The sequence below is a fragment of the Sorangium sp. So ce185 genome (assembly GCF_051526825.1).
Lineage (GTDB): Bacteria > Myxococcota_A > Polyangia > Polyangiales > Polyangiaceae > Sorangium > Sorangium cellulosum_D.
This window is the reverse complement of sequence record NZ_CP150316.1, coordinates 6,131,188-6,150,775: the sequence shown is the minus strand read 5'-3', so window position 1 is coordinate 6,150,775 and position 19,588 is coordinate 6,131,188. Positions and strand designations below refer to the sequence as shown.

Annotated in this window: 16 protein-coding genes; 4 read left to right on the top strand and 12 right to left on the bottom strand. The window is 73.2% G+C overall.

Translation table 11 applies throughout. From position 1 onward, the window contains the following. Window positions 1–4: 4 nt before the first annotated feature. A complete protein-coding gene (locus WMF26_RS22500) occupies window positions 5–601 on the top strand; it encodes a protein-tyrosine phosphatase family protein (RefSeq protein WP_438001985.1) in 597 nt (198 codons plus the stop codon). Here the strand turns inward: WMF26_RS22500 and murJ are convergent. Together murJ and WMF26_RS22490 are read right to left on the bottom strand one after the other, a co-directional pair. After that, window positions 570–2,219 carry a murein biosynthesis integral membrane protein MurJ gene (murJ, locus tag WMF26_RS22495; RefSeq protein WP_438001984.1) on the bottom strand — a complete coding sequence of 550 codons (1,650 nt, stop codon included), beginning with the start codon at window positions 2,217–2,219 and terminating at the stop codon, window positions 570–572. The two genes, WMF26_RS22500 and murJ, sit on opposite strands and share 32 nt — an antisense overlap. Before the next feature lie 60 nt (window positions 2,220–2,279). Beyond that, complete coding sequence (locus tag WMF26_RS22490; protein WP_438001983.1) at window positions 2,280–3,836, bottom strand: alkaline phosphatase family protein; 1,557 nt, start codon at window positions 3,834–3,836, stop codon at window positions 2,280–2,282. Window positions 3,837–4,156: 320 nt separating this feature from the next. Here WMF26_RS22490 and WMF26_RS22485 point away from each other — a divergent pair, with 320 nt between their 5' ends. Further along, entirely contained in the window at window positions 4,157–5,092 is a 936-nt protein-coding gene (locus WMF26_RS22485) for a hypothetical protein (RefSeq protein WP_438001982.1), read from the top strand. Window positions 5,093–5,347: 255 nt separating this feature from the next. Beyond that, window positions 5,348–7,048 carry a sigma 54-interacting transcriptional regulator gene (locus WMF26_RS22480; RefSeq protein ID WP_438001981.1) on the top strand — a complete coding sequence of 567 codons (1,701 nt, stop codon included), beginning with the start codon at window positions 5,348–5,350 and terminating at the stop codon, window positions 7,046–7,048. Window positions 7,049–7,075: 27 nt separating this feature from the next. Here WMF26_RS22480 and WMF26_RS22475 read toward each other — a convergent pair whose 3' ends face one another. Beyond that, window positions 7,076–8,590: a phytoene desaturase family protein gene (locus WMF26_RS22475; RefSeq protein ID WP_438001980.1), complete on the bottom strand. Its 1,515-nt coding sequence runs from the start codon at window positions 8,588–8,590 to the stop codon at window positions 7,076–7,078. 16 nt (window positions 8,591–8,606) lie between these two features. Continuing rightward, a complete protein-coding gene (locus WMF26_RS22470; protein ID WP_061622125.1) occupies window positions 8,607–9,503 on the bottom strand; it encodes an isoaspartyl peptidase/L-asparaginase in 897 nt (298 codons plus the stop codon). Window positions 9,504–9,775: 272 nt separating this feature from the next. On the opposite strand from WMF26_RS22470, the gene proS reads away from it, so the two are divergent. Next, window positions 9,776–11,332: a proline--tRNA ligase gene (gene proS, locus WMF26_RS22465; protein WP_438001979.1), complete on the top strand. Its 1,557-nt coding sequence runs from the start codon at window positions 9,776–9,778 to the stop codon at window positions 11,330–11,332. Between the two features lie 97 nt (window positions 11,333–11,429). Here proS and WMF26_RS22460 read toward each other — a convergent pair whose 3' ends face one another. The 8 genes from WMF26_RS22460 to WMF26_RS22425 form a co-directional block, all read right to left on the bottom strand. Further along, the gene (locus tag WMF26_RS22460; RefSeq protein ID WP_438001978.1) at window positions 11,430–12,464 is read right to left on the bottom strand and encodes a hypothetical protein; all 1,035 of its coding nucleotides are present in this window, start codon (window positions 12,462–12,464) and stop codon (window positions 11,430–11,432) included. Beyond that, window positions 12,461–14,137, bottom strand: coding sequence for a serine/threonine protein kinase (locus tag WMF26_RS22455; RefSeq protein WP_438001977.1), 1,677 nt, complete (start codon window positions 14,135–14,137; stop codon window positions 12,461–12,463). The genes WMF26_RS22460 and WMF26_RS22455 overlap by 4 nt, the downstream gene beginning before the upstream one ends. A 141-nt stretch (window positions 14,138–14,278) precedes the next feature. Further along, the gene (locus WMF26_RS22450) at window positions 14,279–14,941 is read right to left on the bottom strand and encodes a hypothetical protein (protein WP_437948193.1); all 663 of its coding nucleotides are present in this window, start codon (window positions 14,939–14,941) and stop codon (window positions 14,279–14,281) included. Window positions 14,942–15,020: 79 nt separating this feature from the next. Beyond that, window positions 15,021–15,947, bottom strand: a complete 927-nt coding sequence (locus tag WMF26_RS22445) for a PfkB family carbohydrate kinase (RefSeq protein WP_061623735.1) — start codon at window positions 15,945–15,947, stop codon at window positions 15,021–15,023. 148 nt (window positions 15,948–16,095) lie between these two features. Continuing rightward, a complete protein-coding gene (mtnP, locus tag WMF26_RS22440) occupies window positions 16,096–16,983 on the bottom strand; it encodes an S-methyl-5'-thioadenosine phosphorylase (RefSeq protein ID WP_061623736.1) in 888 nt (295 codons plus the stop codon). After that, the gene (gmk, locus tag WMF26_RS22435; protein ID WP_020736457.1) at window positions 16,980–17,618 is read right to left on the bottom strand and encodes a guanylate kinase; all 639 of its coding nucleotides are present in this window, start codon (window positions 17,616–17,618) and stop codon (window positions 16,980–16,982) included. Before gmk ends, mtnP begins: the two co-directional genes overlap by 4 nt. 9 nt (window positions 17,619–17,627) lie before the next feature. Continuing rightward, window positions 17,628–18,497 (bottom strand): YicC/YloC family endoribonuclease, encoded by an 870-nt coding sequence (locus tag WMF26_RS22430; protein WP_236644790.1) that lies wholly within the window; start codon window positions 18,495–18,497, stop codon window positions 17,628–17,630. Window positions 18,498–18,523: 26 nt separating this feature from the next. After that, a complete protein-coding gene (locus tag WMF26_RS22425; RefSeq protein WP_437948192.1) occupies window positions 18,524–19,570 on the bottom strand; it encodes an SDR family oxidoreductase in 1,047 nt (348 codons plus the stop codon). Window positions 19,571–19,588 lie beyond the last annotated feature (18 nt).

Below are 19,588 nucleotides of genomic sequence, written 5' to 3'. Positions count from 1 at the left end.
GCGCGTGCGCCTCCGCCCCGCGCTGGTGTTCCTCCTGCTCGCGCCCTATGCCCTGGTTTTCTATGCATTCCTGGCGCTGCGCCGCGCCGCCGCGTCGTTCCGACCGCGGCACCCGTGGCGCACGTGGGTGAGCCCGAACCTCCTGATCGGCGGGTTCCTCCTCCCCGGCGACGTCGCCGAGCTCCGGCGCCTCGACGTTCGCGCCGTGATCAACGTGTCGCGCGAGCTCTACGACCCGGTGCTCGCGCTGCGCGCGGCGGGCGTCGAGTACCTCCGCGTCCCGTGCTGGGACATGTGCGCCCCCACGCTCGAGCAGGCCGCGCGCGGCGTGGCGTTCCTCGAGCGCCACCTCGGCGCTGGCCACCGCGTCCACGTCCACTGCGCGAGCGGCGTCGGGCGGAGCGTCACGATCGCGCTCTGCTACCTCACCACCCGCGGCGGCCTCGAGGTCGGCGAGGCGATCGCCCTGCTCGAGCGGCAGCGGCCGCGCGTCGCGCTGAGCCGCGCGCAGCGCGCGTTCGTCGAGCGCTACGTCGCCTGGCACCGCGAGCGCGCGGCGCCGCGCGCGCTCACCTCCTGCGCAGGAGCGATCTCAGGCTGAAGAGCCCGAGCGCGGGGGCCGCGACCGCGAAGGCCCCGCCGCACCCCGCGAGGATGAGCGCGGCGCCCCAGGGCGTGGCGGCCATCGCCGCCGGCAGCGCCGCCCGGAGCGCCGCGCCGCAGCCGACCGAGACCGCCGTGAGCGCGGCGACGCGGCCGATCCGGATTTGATCCAGCCCGAGCCCGCCGATCTCGCGCCGCACGCGGAGGGCGAGGGCGATCGCCTCGACCCACCCGGCGATCACGGCGCCGAGCACCACGCCGAGCACGTCGAGCTGCCGCATCAGGAGGAGCGCGACGGCGGTGCTGACGAGCACGCGGTAGAGCGCGTAGCGCGCCGGCGTCCTCGTGTCCCCCAGCGCGAACGAGGCGGTGATCAGCACGCGCCCCGCGGCGTTCCCGAGCAGCGCGAGCCCGTAGGCGCCCACGAGCGGCTCGACCCGCGCCGTCGACGCCCGATCGAACGTCCCGGTCTGCAGCAGCAGCGTGATGAGCTCCCGCCCGAGCACCAGGAACACGGCCGTCGCCGGCACGGTCAGCACCGTGATCCGCGCGAGCGAGGCGCCGAGGCGGCGCGACAGCGCCTCGTTGCGCCGCGCGACGTCCGCCTCGGCCGTGTCGCGCGCCATCTCGGGCAGGGCCACCGCGGCCTCCCCCGTGCCGAGGATGCTCATCGGCAGGAGGTAGATCGTCTGCGCGTAGTTGAAGGCCGCGTTCGCGCCGGCGCCGAGGAAGCTCACGAGGAGCGTGTCGACGAGCCCGGAGACCTGGATGATCCCGCGGCCGAGCAGCGCGGCGGGCAGCTTCCCGGCCGCCTCACGGACGCTCGGGTCGCGCGCGTCGAGGCGCGGCGCGAGCCCGCCGAGCAGCGCGCGCGCCGCGGGGAGCAGCAGCGCGAGCTGCAGCGCGGCGCCGGCGAACGCGCTCCACGCGAGCGCCTCGGCGAGCGGCTCCCCGCGCATGCCGAGCCACGCCCCGCAGGCGAGCAGCCCCGCGATCTGGGCGGCGCTCCACGCGACGGGCGCGGCGTAGGGGAGGAAGAACCGCCGGTGCGCGTTCAGGACGCCGAGCCCCCACGCCGAGAGCACGAGGAGGCCGGTCATCGGGAAGATGATCCGGACGACGCGCGTCGTGCTCGCGAGCTTGTCCTCGTCGAAGCCCGCGGCGACCAGGAAGGACAGCCACGGCGCCGCGAGCACGCCGAGGAGCGACGCCGCCGCGGCGGCGACGAGCAGGAGCCCGAGGGCGGACAGCGCGAAGTGCGCCGCGCGCCGCGCGTCGCCCGCCGCGCGGAGGCGCGCGTAGACGGGGATGAAGGTCGCGGAGAGCGTCCCCTCGCCGAGGAGGTTCTGGGTGATGTTCCCCGCGCGGAACGCCGCCGCGATCACGTCGGCGAGCTCGGAGGTGCCGAAGAAGTGCGCCGTCACCCGCTGGCGGATCAGCCCGACGAGCCGCGAGAGGATGATCCCCGCGGTGACCATCGCCGACGATCGCGCCGCGCTGGGGGCCGCCTCGCGTCCGGCGGCCGGCCGGCTCGCGCCGGCCGGCGCGGCGGCGGCGGCGCTCGCCGGCGTGGTCCCTGCCTGCGTGGCGGCGGGCGGATCGGGGTCGGGCGGCACGGCGCCGCTTCTATCAGACCTCCCGCCCCCGGGCGACCTCGGCGCCGGCCGGCCGGCGGCTCAGTCCCGGAGCCTCGCGGCGCCGAGCCGCTCCGCGTGCGCCAGCACCCGCCGCGCGACGTCCGGCCCCTCGCGCCGGCGGTCCAGGTGCCGCGGGATGACCCCGCGCTCCGCGGCGTCCCACAGCTCCGGCTGGGAGATCCCGGTCTCGGTCCGCGCGCGCAGCTGCGAGAGGGAGACCTCGACCGTGGGGAGGGCGATCGGCGCCTGGGGATCGCGGAGGAGCGCCGGATCGATGCAGCACGACAGGTCGTTCGCCCCGCCGGAGCGCGCGTTCAGCCTGGGGATCTCGAAGCGCGCCTCGAGCGTGCGGATGACCGACGCGTGGTCGAGCACGGTGCTCACCGCGCAGCCCCTCCGGACGAACGGGCCCGCGACGATCGACGGCACCCGGAACCCGAGCTGCGAGAACAGCGGATCGTCGTCGGTGGTCGTGGGCGGCGGCACGTGGTCGAAGAAGCCTCCGTGCTCGTCGTAGGTGATCACGAGCAGGCACCGGCCCCACTGCGGGCTCTTCGCGAGCGCGTTGTAGACGCTGGCCATGAGCACCTGCCCGAGCTGCACGTCGTGGTCGGGGTGATCGTCGTTCGCGGTGGCGCCGAAGAACTGGGGATCGATGACGGAGAACGCGGGGAGGAGCCCCGCGGCCGCGTCGTCGAAGAAGCGCTCGATGCCGGAGACGCCCTTGAACTTGAAGTACGCCCCCGAGCACCACGGCACGTCGTGGTAGTAGTTCCTGCTCGAGATCCCCGCGTCGCTCAGCAGCTCGAAGACGCTCGTGAAGCCGGTGACCGGCACGTTCCTGGAGACGCCCCTCGACGTGGCGCCGTGCAGGAAGAACCGGTTGGGCCAGGTCGGGCCGAGCACCGAGCTGAACCAGCGCTCGCAGATCGCCGACGCGTCGGCGAGCGCGTAGAGGATCGGCAGGTGCTCGCGCACGTGATAGCCCATCACGTCGCGCTGATCCGGCCCCGCGTGAGCGGCGACGAACCCGTCGTTCCTCCCTTGATTCCACTGCGCGTGGGCCGCGTCCCAGCTGTGCGGCGGGTCGACGGGCGTGAAGTTGTCGAGCTGGAAGGGGGAGACCAGCGCGCCGTCCGGCGCCCGGTTCGACTCGTTGCCTGTCAGGCCGTCGATCTGCCTGCCCTCCTTCAGCCGCAGCGAGCCGAGGTAGTGGTCGAACGACCGGTTCTCCATACACAGGACGACGATGGTGCTGATCGGCGCGAGCAGCTCTGCAGGGCTCAGGCCTCCCGTGTCGATGCAGCCATCCGCAGGCGCGCCGCCGGCGCCGTCAGCTCCCGCCTGTCCCGAGCCGCCCGCTCCCGCAGCGCCGCCCGCACCTCCAGCGCTGCCCGCACCTCCAGCGCCGCCGCCCGCTCCGCCGGCTCCGTCGTTCCCACCCGAGCTGCCCGAGCTCGAGCCGGCGTCCTCGAGCAGCGTCGCGCCCTCCGTGGCGCTGCATCCGAAGGTCGCGGCGCCGAGCGCCGCGCCGAGCCCCGTCAGCACATGCCGCCGGGTCAGGGGATCACGCGGCGGTCCATTCCGTTTTTTCATCACACACAGGATCCTCAGGAACGCGGGGCCGAGAAAGGACTTTTGATGTCCCCTCGACTCGACGTAACCGCCGAGTAACCCACGTGACCCTCTGCGAACACCGGCGCGACTTCCGGCGTGCGACCGGCGTAACCGAGAAAACCTTTCTTTTCGCGAGGTCTGCCGGGTGATATGGGTAGAAATCGCGGGGGCCTACGTTTGCACTCTGCCACCTTCCGATGAGCTCGAATCCGCTCCCACCTACGCCAGCAGGGATAGATACCGTCGAGAACGGCCGGTCGATCGGGCCGCTGAGGCCGCTACGGCTGTGCATCGTGGACATGAACAATGGCCACGTGAATCAGGCGATGCGCTGCCTGCGCGGGCTCACCGCAGCTTTCTTCGAACGTGTCCAGAAGCACAATCCGGGCGTATCTTGCGAGGTCGCCGAGGTGTCCCCCCGGGACACCAACGCACCGATCCCCGCGGACTGTGATCTGTACCTCTCGTCGGGCGGCCCCGGCTCTCCGTTCGACGGCGAGGGCGAGCCGTGGACGGTCGACTACGCGCGCCTCCTCGACGGCGTGGTCGAGTCGGCGATCCAGGGGGGCGCGGACCGGCGGGCGCTCTTCGCGATCTGCTACTCGTTCGAGCTCGTCGTCCACCATTACCGGCTGGCCGATGTGGTCCCGCGCGCCGACCGCAAGTTCGGCGTCATGCCCATCTACACGACCCCGGTCGGCCAGCAGCACCCGCTGCTGTCTCCGTTCGGCGACCGCCTCTTCGCCTTCGAGCACCGCAACTGGGAGGCGGTGAACCTCGACGAGCGCCGCCTCCACGGCCTCGGGGGCCAGCTCCTCGCCCGCGAGAGCCGCGACGGCATCTCCAAGGGCCGGGCGATCCTCGGGCTGCAGGTCGCGCCGGGGGTCGAGGCGGTCCAGTTCCATCCGGAGGCGGATCGCGCCGGCGTCATGAGCTGGCTCGCGCGGCCCGAGCAGGCGGCCGCCTTCAAGGCGACCTACGGCGAGGTCACCTACCACGCGATGCTGCGCACCCTGGACGATCCCAGGCGGCTCGCGCGCACCTACGCGCTCGTGATTCCAGGTTGGCTCGGCCGCTGCTTCAACGAGATCGCCGGCCCCCGCGGCTACGCGGAGCTCCCGCCGATCGAGGACGCCCCGTGCCCGCGCTTCGCCGCCCACTGCCGCGCCGAGGATCCGCCCACGCCCTCCGCGCGCACGCCCATCCCCGGCGAGCAGGTCGCGCGCGGCGCCTGAGCCGCGCGCGGCGCGGCACCTGAGCCGCGCGTGCTCCGAGGGGCCGCGCCGTCGAGGGACCCGCGGAGAGCTGCTCGGGGAGCTGCGCGGGGAACTGCGCGGGGAACGGCAACCAGCGCCGACGATCGGCTGCTCGCGCCTTGCGCGCCGGCCTACCTGCGGCTTATGGTCATGGGATAAAGGATGATCGCGAGCAGGGCTCGCGGGCCAGCATCCGGCGCCGGGGGTTGCTCTGGCACCCATGAGAGAGAACGCATGAATCACTCGCGTCCGGCCGCTCCGAGGAGTCTACCGTCGCCGGACGTCCGCGAGCCGGGCGCGTCCGAGGAGGGGTACCGCGGCGACGCGTCGCCGGCCGAGGCCTCGGCCGTCCAGCCCTCGACGCCGGCCGAAGACCTCGACGCGCAGGAGGCTCAGCTCGATTCGCAGCTGGGCGTGACGGATCCGATCGCCATGTCGCAGGTCCGTGACGCGTTGAACCAGCTGAGCCGCGAGCGCGGGACGCAGCCGCACGTGCTGCTCATCATCTATCACCGGCACGGCGCCGAGACGGTGCGGCTGAACGAGGGGGTCGGGGTCGTCGTGGGCCGCGATCCGAGCGCGGACGTCGCGATCCCCGAGCGCAGCCTGTCGCGGCGCCACGCGCGCTTCACGTTCCAGCGCGGCGACGTGCTCATCGAGGACCTCGGCTCGACGAACGGCACCTTCCTGAGCGGCCACCGCGTGGAGCAGGGCATCCTGAAGCCCGGCGACGAGGTGGTGCTCGGGGAGATCACGGCCTCGCTGCGCGTCATCGCGAGCGCGGAGCTGCCGGTGCTCCACCTCGACGCGCTGGACGCGCGCCGCGCCGCCCTGGACCCGCGGCGCCTGCCGAGCGCCGACAACCTGATGGGCGGGCCGACGCCCGTGGGCGGCGTGCGCGCGGTCAGCGACGAGGGGCTCGTGATGCGCAGCCCCGCGATGCGGCCGGTGCTCGAGACGGCCATGCGCCTCGCGCGCTCGTCGGCGCCCGTGCTGCTCCAGGGCGAGACGGGGACCGGCAAGGACGTGCTCGCGCGGCTCATCCACGAGGCCGGCCCGCGCCACAAGAAGCAGATGGTCCACGTCGGGTGCAGCGGCGTACCCGCGCAGCTCCTGGAGAGCACGCTCTTCGGCCACGAGGCCGACGCGCTCCCGGGCGCCGCAGAGGCGCAGGAGGGCGTCTTCGAGGCGTGCGCGGGCGGCACCGTGGTGCTCGACGAGGTGGGCGATCTCCCGCCTTCCTCCCAGGCCGCGCTGCTGCGCCTCCTCGACACCGGCCGCATCGCCCGGCTCGGGTCGACCCGGGAGATCGAGGTCGACGTGCGGATCGTCGCGACCACGTACCGCGATCTCGAGGCGATGTGCGAGGCGGGCGCGTTCCGCTCGGACCTGCTCTACCGGCTCAACGCGGTGCCGCTGCGCATCCCGCCGCTCTGCGAGCGGCGCGAGGATATCGGGCCGCTGGCCCAGCGCTTCCTCCGGCAGGCGAACGAGGCGCATCGCCGCAACGTGCGCTCGATCGATCCCGAGACGCTCGCGCTCCTGGAGCAATACCCCTGGCCCGGCAACGTGCGCGAGCTGCGCAGCGCCATCGAGCGGGCCGTCGTCATCGCGCGGGGCAGCGTCATCACCCCGCTCGACCTGCCGGAGAGCATCAACGCCCTCGCGGCGCGCCGGCGCTCCACGCCGCCGCCGCCGGACCGGCCGCTCGTGGAGATCGCGCCGACCAGCACGGGGCCGATGATCGGGCTCAAGGCGCAGATGGACCGCCTGGAGACCGAGATCATCCTCGAGGCCCTCCGCGCGACGAACGGCAACCTGGCGATGGCGGCGCGGCGGCTCAGGATGCCGCTGCGCACGCTCCAGGAGAAGATCACCAGCCACGGGCTGAAGCGCTCCGATTACCGGGACGGCCCACCGTCGCGATCGAAGTAGCGCGCGGGCGCGCGGGGCCCCGGCGGCTCAGCCTTCGTCCTCCAGCACCGCCAGCGCCGCGTTGTGCCCGCACGCGCCGTGGACCCCGGCGCCGGGGTGCGCGTACGACGAGCCCAGGTAGAGGCCGCGGACTGGCGTCCGGTAGCGGAAGTAGGGGAACACCGGCCGGAAGATGAGCTGGTTCCGGATGTCGGCCGAGCCTCCGCCGAGATCGCCGCCGATGAGGTTCGCGTCCATCGCCTCGAGGTCGTCGGGCGCCCAGATCTTCCGCGCGAGGATCCGCTGCCGGAAGCCGGGGGCGAGCTCCTCGATCCGCGCCTCGACGCGGTCGGCGAAGCGCTCGCGCGAGGCCGTCCAGCCCCCGCCGATGGAGGAGGGGACGCGCGAGTACGCATACAGGGTGTGGCGACCGGCCGGCGCGCGGGTCGGATCGACCAGCGATTGCTGCCCGATGACGAGGTAGGGGTGCTCGGGGAGCGCGCCGGCGCGCACTTGGCGCGTGAACTCGGCGAGATCCTCGAGGCTGTCGCCCGCGTGCACGACCGCGGCGCGCGCGGCGTCCTCGTGGGACCACGGCGCCGGGCCGTCGAGCGCCCAGTCCATCTTGAAGGTGCCGAACCCCTGGCGGAACCGGCGCATGGCGCGCTGGATCCGGCCGGGGACGAGCTCGGGCGCGAGCAGGCGGAGGTAGAGCGTCGGCGCCGCGACGTCGGCGACGATGGCGCGGCGGGCGCTGATCTCCTCGCCGTCCGCGAGCCGCACCGCGGCCGCCCGGCCCTGCCTGGCGATGATCTGCTCGACCCGGGCGCCGCAGCGGAGGCTGCCGCCGCGCTCCTCGATGCGCCGGAGCAAGGCGCGCGTGACGGAGCCGGCGCCGCCCTCGGGCACCGCGAAGCCGCCGCTCGAGGCGAGCAGGGTGAGCATGAAGCCGACGATGGCGCCGCAGGGGTCCTCGGGGCCCACGTCGGTGTGGAGGGCGAGGCCGGGGACGACGCGCCGGGCCGCCTCGGTCCGGAAGGTGCGCGTCGAGAAGCCGCGGCCGCTCGAGAGGGCCACCTGCGCGAGGCGGAGCAGGTTGAGGGGCCCGAAGCGGAGCAGCGCCCCGAGGGCGGGCGGCGTGGACAGGAGCGCCTTGAGCAGCCGCTCGACCGTGGCGGCGTGCCAGCCCGCGATCCGGCGCCACGTGGGGCCGTCCTCGCCGAGCGACCTCGCCGTCGCCTCGACGTCCCGCGCGATCGCGGCGCAGGTCCCGTCGGGCGCCGGGTGGGCGCTGTCGACCGGCGCGTGCCGCCAGACGAGGCCGGCCCCCGGCAGGTCGAGCGGCAGCAGCGCGGGGCTCGTCTGCCCGAAGGGGAAGAACGCCGCGCCGAGGTCGTGGCGGAACCCCGGGAGCGTCACCTCGCGCGTGCGCACGGCGCCGCCCGGCTCCTGCTCGGCCTCGAGCACGAGCACCGACAGGCCCGCGCGGGCGAGGTACGCCGCCGCGGTGAGGCCGTTCGGTCCCGAGCCCACCACGATCACATCAGGGTCTCCGCTCTGCATCGTCGTCTGCGGCTCCTCAGCCCACGAGCTGCGCGCTCGGCATGGTGCGGTTCGAGGCGATCGCCTGGCCGCTCCGCCCCACCACGAGCAGGCCGACGGCGATCACGTCCGGGAACATCGCGACGCCGCGCTGCGCGGCGCGGGCGGGCGCGACGCCGTCGGCGAGCCAGTCGTAGACCGTCCGCGCGAGGAGGCGGCGCGCGATCTCCTCGCCGACCCCGGTCGCCGCCACCGCCCCGTGCGGGCCGGCGTAGATCCCCGCGCCCATCAGCGGCACGTCCCCGACGCGGCCGCGGAGCGAGAAGGTCGACCCGCCCGTCGACGCCGCGGCGGCGAAGCGGCCGTGCGCGTCGCGGACGACGGCCCCGACCGTGTCGCACTCGATCGGCTCGGCGTCGAAGTTCCAGAACCGCTTCGCCGTGAGCGCGTGGAACCGCGCCGCGTCGTTCGTGGAGTCGCCGTCGCCCCCCTCGCCGCGCAGCGCCGCGAGGGCGCGGCCGTGCCGCTCGCGCGCCGCCTCGGTGGCCGGATCGTGGTCGGCGAACCCGAGCCGGCGCGCGAACGCGGTCGCGCCCGCGCCGGCGAGGATCAGGTGGGGCGTCTCCATCACCTTCGCCGCGACGAGGACGGGGTTCTTCACCCGCTCGACGCACGCGACGGCGCCGAACCGCCCGTCGCTGGCCATCGCGGCCGCGTCCATCTCGATTGTGCGCCCGTCGAGGCGGAGGTTCGAGCCCGTCCCGGCGTTGAAGCGCGGGTCGTCCTCCAGGCGCGCGGTCGCCGCGATGGCCGCCGCGAGCGCCTCTCCGCCCGCGTCGAGCGCGCCGAGCGCCTCGTCGGCGGCCCTGGCGCAGCTGTCCGCGCCGTCTTGCGGCGCGGACACCCCGCCGTGCGTGAGGATGGCGTATCTCACGTCGTCCTCACGCGCGTACCACGGCAGCGCGCCGCCGCGAAGCCGGCCGGGCCCGCGGCCGCCGGGGGGGCGGGCGCGGGGCCGCCGACCGGGGAGGCCGCTCGGCTCCGGGGCAGGACCGCTGCGCTCGACACCCTGCCGCGCTCCTGATACGTCGCGCGCTCAGCCCGGAGCGCGGCAGGCGCCAGCCGACCGCCAGCTGCGGGACGAGCGCGGCCAGGTCCAAGGCCGCCGCGAAGCCGCCCATCGAGGAATCGAGGAGAGCAGAGACCGTGGCTAAGAACGAAGCGCCGAAGACCGCCATCACGCCCACGCGCAACGAGGATTACCCCGAGTGGTACCAGCAGGTCGTGCGCGCGGCCGACCTCGCGGAGAGCTCCCCGGTCCGCGGCTGCATGGTCATCAAGCCGTGGGGCTACGCGATCTGGGAGAACATCCAGCGCGAGCTCGACAGCATGTTCAAGGCGACCGGGCACAAGAACGCCTACTTCCCGCTGTTCATCCCGAAGTCGTTCCTCGAGAAGGAGGCGGAGCACGTCGAGGGGTTCGCGAAGGAGTGCGCGGTGGTCACCCACCACCGGCTCGTGCCCGGCCCCGGCGGCGGGCTCATCCCCGACCCCCAGGCCCGGCTGGAGGAGCCGCTCATCGTGCGCCCCACGTCCGAGACGATCATCGGCGCGGCGTTCGCGAGCTGGGTCCAGAGCTACCGGGATCTGCCGCTGCTGATCAACCAATGGGCGAACGTCGTGCGGTGGGAGCTGCGGACGCGCCTGTTCCTGCGGACGGCGGAGTTCCTGTGGCAGGAGGGGCACACCGCGCACGCGAGCGAGGCCGAGGCGCGCGAGGAGACGCTGCGCATGCTCGGCGTCTACGCCACGTTCGCGCGCGACTTCATGGCCATGCCCGTCCTCGAGGGCCCGAAGACGGCGAGCGAGCGCTTCCCCGGCGCGGTCGACACCTACGCCATCGAGGCGATGATGCAGGATCGCAAGGCCCTGCAGGCCGGGACGAGCCACTTCCTGGGCCAGAACTTCGCCAAGGCGAGCGGCATCAAGTTCCAGACCAAGGAGGAGACCGAGGAGTACGCCTGGACCACGTCTTGGGGCGTGTCGACGCGCCTCGTCGGCGGCCTGATCATGACCCACAGCGACGACGACGGCCTGGTGCTCCCGCCGCGGCTCGCGCCTGCGCACGTCGTGATCCTGCCGGTGTACCGGGGCGACGACACGCGCGCCAAGATCGACGAGTACATCGACGGGCTCGCGAACGAGCTCAGGGCGCAGCGCTTCGGCGAGCGGCGCGTCGAGGTCGAGATCGATCGGCGCGACATCCGCGGCGGCGAGAAGCAGTGGGAGTGGGTGAAGAAGGGCGTCCCGCTGCGGATCGAGATCGGGCCGCGCGACGTCGACGGCGGCGTGGCCATGGTCATGCGCAGGGACCGCTCGCCGAAGGACAAGGCGAGCATGGCGCGCGCGGAGCTCACGGGGCGCATCACGGAGATCCTCGCCGACATCCAGGCGACGCTCTACGCGCGCGCGCTCGCGATGCGCGACGCGAACACGCACGTGATCGACAGCCGCGCTGATTTCGACGCGTTCTTCGGGTCGAAGGGGGGCAAGGAGGCGCCGGGCGGCTTCGCGCTGGCGCACTGGTCCGGCGATCCGGAGGTCGAGGCGGCGGTGAAGGACGCGCACAAGGTGACCATCCGCTGCATCCCGACCGGCGGGTTCGAAGGGGCGCCGTGGGCCGACGCGGTGACCGGCGAGGGGACGTGCATCTTCACGGGCAAGCCCAGCCCGCGGCGCGTGGTGTTCGCGAGGTCGTACTGAGCGGCGGCAGCCGCCGGCTCACCGGGCGCGCGCGGCGTCGTCGGCGCGCCCGCCGCCGCGGGGAGGGCCCCGCGCGCGTCGCCGGAGCGGCGGCGCCTCAACGGCCGAGCGCGGGCAGCACGTGCTCCGCCAGGATCGCGGGGAGCAGCCGCAGCTGCGCGCAGTGTTCGCCGGGGCCCGAGCCGGCGTAGCCGCGCACGTAGAGGCTGCCCCCGTCGTACATCCGGGTGAGCCGCAGCGCCTCTCCCGCGCCCTCGGCGCCGAGGCCGGGCGCTCCAGGCGGCGCGCCGTCGCCGGTGGACGTCACCGCGATCGGGCTCGCGCCGAGCTCGCTCAGCAGGAAGGTGGCCACCTCTTTCGTCGACGCGTAGCCGCTCGTCGGGATCTCGGTGTGCGTCAGGTAGAAGACCGGCGCGCCGCGCGCGGCGGCGTTCGCGAGGGCGACGTACGGCGCGAGCTGACCCTGCACGAGCGACGTCTGGCCCGGCATGTAAGAGGCATAGAGCGAGTCGAGCAGGATCAAGGCGTCCACGTGGCTGCTCCCGCGCTCGACGATCCTCCCGATCGCGCCCGATCCGGCGCTCCAGGACGACAGCATGAGGCGGCGCGCGCGCGCGCCCGCGATCCCGGTCGCGGCGCCGACCTCGCGGTCGATCGCCTGGAGCAGCGCGTCCCAGCCGCCGACCTCGAGGGCGCGCGCGTAGTCGCTGGAGCGGGTCCCCAGGTCGATCCCGGCGATGACCAGCTCCAGGTCCCTGGGAGCCAGCACCTTTCGGATGGCCTCTGCGCCGTGGAAGTGGACGAGCAGATCGTAGCCGCCGTCCGCCGAGATCGCGCGCGCCGGCGGGACGAGGAGCCTGCCCAGCGGCAGGGGGCGCCAGCGCTCGTAGCCGCCGAAGCCGTGGTCGGCGAAGTCGCAGCCCGCCTGCGCTTCGCGCTCCTCGAGCGCGATCCGCTCGGGCTCGCCGCCCCTGGGCAGCGGCGACGGCGCTGCGGGCGCGCTCGCCGGAGCCGGGACCGGCGACGCGCTGGGCTCCCGGCTCCGGCGAAGCAGCAGCACGCCGCCCATGACGCAAACGCTCGCCGCCAGGACGAGCGCGTCGCGGAGCTGACGCGTCCTTCGGCCGCTCAAAACCCGGGATCGGTGACGGTCGGCACCCACCGCGTCGAAGGAGGCTTGGTCGGGATGGCTTTGCGCGCGCTCGCGGCGCTCGATGCTGCGGCCGCCGCGCTCGGCGCCGGGGGGCCAGCGGCCGCCGCGCTCGGCGTCGCCGCGCTCGGCGCCGCGGCGCCCGGCGCGCCTTTGGCCGCCTGGCTCGGAGCACCGGTCCCGCGCTCCTCGGGACCGGCGGCGGCGATCGGGTCGCGGGCCGGCACGGCGCCGGTCTCGTTGCCGTCGGCCTGGATCACGGCGGCGCTGGCCGACGCCGGAGCGGCTGCCGCCGTGGCGGCCGCGCTGCGGTCGACCTCCGCGGCGTGCTCGGGCGCGATCGGCTGCGGTGCGGACCGCTGCCGGAGCCACACCACGCCAGCGCCGAGCGCCGTGACGAGCGCGAGCGCCGCGGCTGCCGCGAGTGTTCCCGAGCGACTCCGCGCCGCGGGGACCTCGATCGGGCTGAGCGGCGTCTCCTGGCCTGGCGAGCTCTGCGGCAGCGCCTCGGGCAGCAGCGCCGGCTGCGAGAGCGAGGGAGCGCTCGCGCGGATCGTGGGGAGCTGTGCGTTCGGATGGCCAGGGGGGAGCTGCGTGAAGAAGAACTCGCTGATGCTGTCGCGAACGAGCATCACCTCGGGTGGGTGCGACGCGCGCTCGTCGAGCGTGCGGACCGTGTCGCGCAGCGCGGCGCGCCGGCGCTGATTGCGCTCCCCGAGGAGCCCGCGCACGAACGCCCCGACGTCGTGGTCCGTCACCGTCGGCTCCTTCGCCAGCACGGCCTCGAGCGCGCCCTCCAGCTCGAGCATCGTCTGGTAGCGCTTGTCCGGGTCCTTCTGGAGGCACGTCATCAGCACGTGCTCCAGGTCGGCGGGGAAATCCGGGTTCTTCAGGCGGGGCGACAGCGCAGGCCGCGAGGTGATGTGCTGCAGCGTGAGGAGATCGTTCTCCGCGGTGAACGGATGATCCCCGGTCGTGAGCTTGTAGAGCACGATGCCCATCGCGAAGATGTCGGTGCGCCGATCGATCCGCTCGCCCCGCGCCTGCTCCGGGGACATGTACGGGACCTTGCCCTTGATCTGGCCCGCGGTCGTGTCGTTGCCGGAGCGGTTGGTCGCCTTGGCGACGCCGAAGTCCACGAGCTTCACGTGGCCGTCGTACGTCACGAGGATGTTCTGGGGCGACACGTCGCGGTGCACGAGCCCGAGCAGCTGATCGTCGTTCTGCGGGTCGCGGAGCTCGTGCGCGGCGTGCAGGCCGAGGCAAGCGCGGCTCAGGACGCGGAGCGCGATGCGCAGCGGGATCGCCGCCCCGCTCTTGTTGGCCGCCCGCGCGATGACCGACAGCGCCTCACCGTCGACCCACTCCATCACGATGTAGAGGACGTCGCCCTGCTCCCCGAGGTCGAGGATCTCGGCGACGTTCGGGTGGTGGATCCCCGAGGCGAGCCTCGCCTCCTCGAGGAACATCGACTCGAACTGGGCGTCCTCCGAGAGCGACGGCAGCATCGTCTTGATGGCGACCGTTTTCTGGAACCCGCGATGCCCCTTGCGGCGCGCGGCCCACACCGTGGCCATCCCCCCCTGCGCGATCGGCAGGAGGAGCTCGTAATGCCCGAGCTCCTTTCCCGGCAACAGCTGGGGTTGGGGGATCATGACGTCGTGCGGCGCGCTCCGGACCGAAATGCAGGGAGCCCGGAAAGCTTGAGCAAGTCTAGCATCCGGGCCCGGCAGGCACGTTATGTGATGTTGGTCACAGAAACGCGGCACGGAGGAGCGCTCCGCCGCGTCGGGAGATCACGCGCCGGGCGGGACCGCCTGTCCCCACAGCTGCTGGTAGATCTCGCTGAGCTTCTGGTGGGTCTCCTGCGAGAAGCCGTTGACCGCGTAGGGCCAGCGGAAGCCGTCTCCCATCGCCTGGTTGCACGAGAACGAGACGAGCAGATCGACCGGCGTGGGGTTGTTCGGCCGGATGATGGAGATGCCCAGGCCCGGGTAGAAGCAGTTGCCGCGGTCCGCCGTGAAGCTGTCCTCGTCGCCGAAGACGTCGAGGATCTGATCCTTGAGCTCCTCGTCGGCGTCGCTGGTCGTGAGCTGGCGCTGCTGGAGGATGACGAAGTTCTTGAAGCGGGGCTGGGCCGGCAGCGCCGGCGCGGCCGCGGTCTGCCCCGGGATGAGGTTGGGCGGGATGAGGCCGGGGAGCGCCTGCTGCAGCCCCTGGAGAGCGGCCTGCCCCATCTGCTGGAGCTCGGGCGGGATCCCCGGGATGAGGGTGGGGGCCGTGGTCGCCGTCGGCGTCGGGGCCAGCTCCTGCCCCTGGAGGCGGAGCACGGTGATCTGCGCCTTGTCCATCTCGTCGAACGGCGCCGTGCGTGCCGCGCAGCCGGTGACAAGGGGTGCCAGCAAGGCGATGCCTGCGAGTGTACGGGTGGTGAGGTTCATGTTCACTTTGACGGTCATCTAGCACGGCTATGCGCCGGAAGGTGAACAGCGACCGCACACGGCAGGCCCTCGACCCCGGCCCGCCCCGGGGCGGGCTTCACATCGTGCTCGCGCCGAACTCGTAGAGCGCCCGGATCTCGGTGAGGCGCGCCGTGATGTCGGCGCGCGTGACCTTCGCGATCCGCTGCGTGCCCACCGCCTCGACGCAGAACGAGGCCGTCGCCGTCGCGTGGAGCATGCCGCGCCGGAGCGCGAGCGGCGTGACCTCCGGCTGGCCCGCGAGGTAACCGATGAGCCCGCCGGCGAAGGCGTCGCCGGCGCCCGTCGGATCGACGACGTCCTCGAGCGGGAAGCCGGGCGCCGCGAACACGCCCTCCTCGTCGAAGAGCAGCGCGCCGTGCTCGCCGCGCTTGATGATCAGCCGGCGCGGCCCGCGGGACAGGATCTCCTTCGCGGCGCGGCGGATGTTGTACTTGCCCGAGAGCTGGCGCGCCTCCTCGTCGTTGACGACGAGCGTGTCGATGCGGCGCAGCATCGCCGCGACCGCCTTCGGCTCCCCCTCGATCCAGAAGTTCATCGTGTCCGCGAGGACGAAGCGCGGCGAGCGGACCTGCTCGAGCACGTCGAGCTGGAGCGCGGGGTGGATGTTGCCGAGCAGGAGGAAGGGCGTGTCGCGGTACGCCTCCGGCAGCTTCGGCGCGAACGACGCGAACACGTTGAGCTGCGTGTCGAGCGTCGTGCGGTGGATGAGATCGACGTCGTAGCGACCGGCCCAGCGGAACGTCTTGCCCGGCGCGCGCTCGATGCCCTCGACGGCGATGCCGCGGGCGCGCATCGCCGCGAGCGTCTCCTCGGGGAAGTCGTCGCCGACCACGGCCACCGTGCGCACCGGAGCGAAGCACGAGGCAGCGAACGCCGAGTACGTGGCCGAGCCACCCACGACGTTCTTGGCGCTGCCGGAGGGGAGCTCGAGGTCGTCGAAGGCCATCGAGCCGATGATGAGGATCGCGGAGGAGGTCGTCACAGAAGCCTCTTATTCGGGTTTGCGCGCAGCCGCTAGCCGCGCGTTTCGTTTCAGCGGCGCCGTCGCCGCGCCCGCGTGGCCGGGCGAGACGGCGCCCGCCCGCGGCTCGCGGCCGCAGCGCGGCGACAGCCCTCGCCGGGGGGCACGCTCAGCCCGCCTTCTGCCGGGGGCCGATGAGCCACTCGAGCCGCGCCTGCGCGTCGGGCGAGGTCGCGCTGGCCGAGGTCATGATGGAGCTCCGCAGCGCGTGGCGCGCCGGGCTCTGCGACACGTCCGGGAGGCCGTGGGCGAGGGCCTTCGCGACGTTCCGCGCGTGCACGATGTTGCGGTTCAGCACGGCGATGACCGCCTCGACGCTCACCGCCTCCTCGGTCACGTGCCAGCAGTCGAAGTCGGTCGTGAGCGCGAGCGTGGCGTAGGGGAGCTCCGCCTCGCGCGCGAGCTTGGCCTCGGGCAGGTTGGTCATCCCGATGACATCCGCGCCGAGGGACCGGAACATGTGGCTCTCGGCCCGCGTCGAGAACTGCGGGCCCTCGATGCAGACGTACGTGCCGCCGCGGTGGACGCGCGCGGCGGTGGCGCGCGCGGCCTCGTAGACGGCGCTCGCCATGAACGGGCACACCGGATCGGCGAACGGCACGTGGGCGACCACGCCGTCGTCGAAGAACGTGGAGATCCGGCGCTTCGTGAAATCGAGGAACTGGTCGACGACGACGAGGTCGCCGGGCTCGATCTGCTCGCGCAGGGAGCCCACGGCGCTCACGCTGAGCACGTGCGTCGCGCCGAGCATCTTCAGCGCGCAGATGTTCGCGCGGTAGTTGATCGCCGACGGGGAGAAGCGGTGCCCGCGGCCGTGGCGCGGCAGGAAGAGCACGGTCGCGTCGCCGCCCTTGACCTGCCCGCGGAGCACCACGTCGCTCGGCAGCCCGAAGGGCGTGGACACCGAGACCTCCTCGACGTCCTCCAGCCACCCCATCTCGTAGAGCCCGCTGCCGCCGATGATGGCGAGCACGTCGCGCGTCGCGCCTTCGCTCATCGCTCGAACCTCCGCTCGGAGAGCAGCCGCTCGCAGAGCGCCGCGCGCCGCTGCCGGCGGCACCGCTCGGCGAAGACGAGCGACCTCAGCTGCTCGTACGCGCGGTTGATCTCGTCGTTCACGATCACGTAGTCGAAGAAGCCGTAGTGCTCGATCTCCCCCTTCGCGTTGCGGAGGCGCCGGAGCGTCGTCGGCTCGTCCTCGGTGCCGCGGCCGCGCAGGCGCCGCTCGAGCTCGGCGAGCGACGGGGGCAGGATGAACACGGCGACCGCCTCGGGCAGGCTCGCCTTGATCTGCCTCGCGCCCTGGTGATCGATGTCGAAGAGGACGCCGCGCGCCGTGGCCCGGGCGATCTCGATCTCCTTCAGGCTCGTGCCGTAGAGGTGATCGTGCACGCGGGCCCACTCGGCGAACGCGCCGATGCGGATCATCTGCTCGAACGTGCTCGGATCGACGAAGTGGTACTCGCGCCCGTCGACCTCGTTCGGGCGCGGGCGCCGCGTCGTGTGAGAGACCGAGAAGCGCAGGTCGGGGAACTCGCTGCGCAGCCTCCCGCAGAGCGTCGTCTTCCCCGCGCCGGACGGGGACGACACGATGAGGAGGAGGAAGTCGTCACTGAGTGCTTCGGTCGACATGCTCTCCTGTCACTCGATGTTCTGGACCTGCTCCCGCAGGCGTTCGAGCTCCACCTTCATCGCCACGACGTGTTGGGAGATGGCGGCGTCCTGCGCCTTGGAGCCCAGCGTGTTCGCCTCGCGTACCATCTCCTGGAGCAGGAAGTCGAGCCTCCTTCCGCAGGGGTCGCCGCCCGGCGCCGCGAGCGCGCCGCCGAACTGGTCGAGGTGGCTCCGGAGGCGGGTGACCTCCTCGGTGATGTCGCTGCGTTCGGCCAGCAGCATCACCTCCGCCTCGATCCGCGCCGCCTCGAAGCCGCTCTCGATCCCCTGGAGCAGGCGCTCGACGCGCTCGCGCAGGCGGCGCCGGAGCGCCTCGCGCGCGTCGTCGGCGCGCGCCACCACCTCGGAGGCGAGCGCGCGGAGCGTCGCCACGCGGCCGCGCATGTCGCTGGCGAGCGCCTCGCCCTCGCGGTGGCACATGCCCTCCATCGCGTCGATCGCGCGCTCGATCGCGAGCTTGAGCGCGGCGCGGACGGCGGCGATCTCGTGGCCGCCCGCGGGGGCGAAGAGATCCGGCACCGCGCAGAGCAGCGAGAGCGGCACGTCGGCGCCCGGCGCGAGCTCGTCGCGGAGCTCGGCGAGCGCGCGGAACGCCGCGCGCGCCTTCGCCTTGTCGAGCGTGCTCGGGGCCAGCACCGCCCCCTCGGTGCGCACGATGATCTCGATGCGCCCCCGGCGCAGGCGCTCGCGCGCCACCTGCTCGGCGAACATCGTCAGATCGACGAGCTCGCGCGGGAGCCGCGCGCGCACGTCGAGGAAGCGCTGGTTCACCGAGCGGATCTCGGCGACGACGCGCCCTTCGGTGAGCGAAGCGTCACCGAGCCCGAAGCCGGTCATGCTCCGCACGAGCCGCTCCGCTCTACCTAGCTCGCCTGGTGCCCGGTGTCCGTGGCCGCTTGGGCCTTGGGCAGCGGAACCTTGCCACAGGTGACCGTGGCCGACGCGGCCGCGGGGCCCTTCTCGCGGAGCGTCCGCAGGTACGTGACCGTGGGGGCGATGCCGTCCTCCCATCGCACGCGGGGCTCGTACCCGATGAGCTCGGCCGCGCGCGAGATGTCGGCGAGCGAGTGGCGGATGTCCCCCGCGCGGGGCGGGAGGTGCTCGATCGCGACGTCGCGCCCGAGGACCCGCGAGATCTCCCTGCAGAGCTCGTTCAGCCCGATCCTGCGGCCGCCGGCGATGTTGATGATCTCGCCCTTGAACTTCTTCGGCGACGTGGCGCCGAGCAGGTTCGCGAGGACGGTGTTCTCGATGAAGCAGAAGTCGCGCGTCTGCTCCCCGTCGCCGTAGATCGGGATCGGCCGGTTCTGCAGGGCGGCGTCGATGAACCGCGGGATCGCCGCGGCGTAGGCGCCGTCCGGCGTCTGGTTCGGCCCGAAGACGTTGAAGTAGCGCAGGCTCAGGGTCTCGATGCCGTAGATGCCCGCGAAGACCTTCATGTAATGCTCGCAGGCGAGCTTCGTGACGGCGTAGGGCGAGAGCGGCATCGGCTCCATGGCCTCGTGCTTCGGGAGGACGGGCGTCTCGCCGTACGCGCTGGAGGACGCGGCGAAGATCACGCGGCGTACGCCCTGCCGGCGCGCCACGTCGAGCACCGTGACGGTGCCGCCGACGTTGACGGCGTTCGACTCGACCGGCGTCTCGACGCTGCGCGGGACCGAGCCGAGCGCGGCCTGGTGGAGGATGACCTCGACCCCCTTCGCCGCCGCCGCGACCGCCGCCGCGTCCCGGATGTCCCCGGTGATGCGCTCGATCAACGACTGGTGCGGGAGCCCGTCGAGGTTCTCCCACCGGCCCGTCGCGAGGTTATCGAGGACGCGGACCCGCTCCCCGGCCGCGGTCAGCGCCGCGACGAGGTTGCTTCCGATGAATCCGGCACCGCCGGTGACCAAGTAGCGAGGCGTGGACATGTGCGTGCTCCCCCAGCG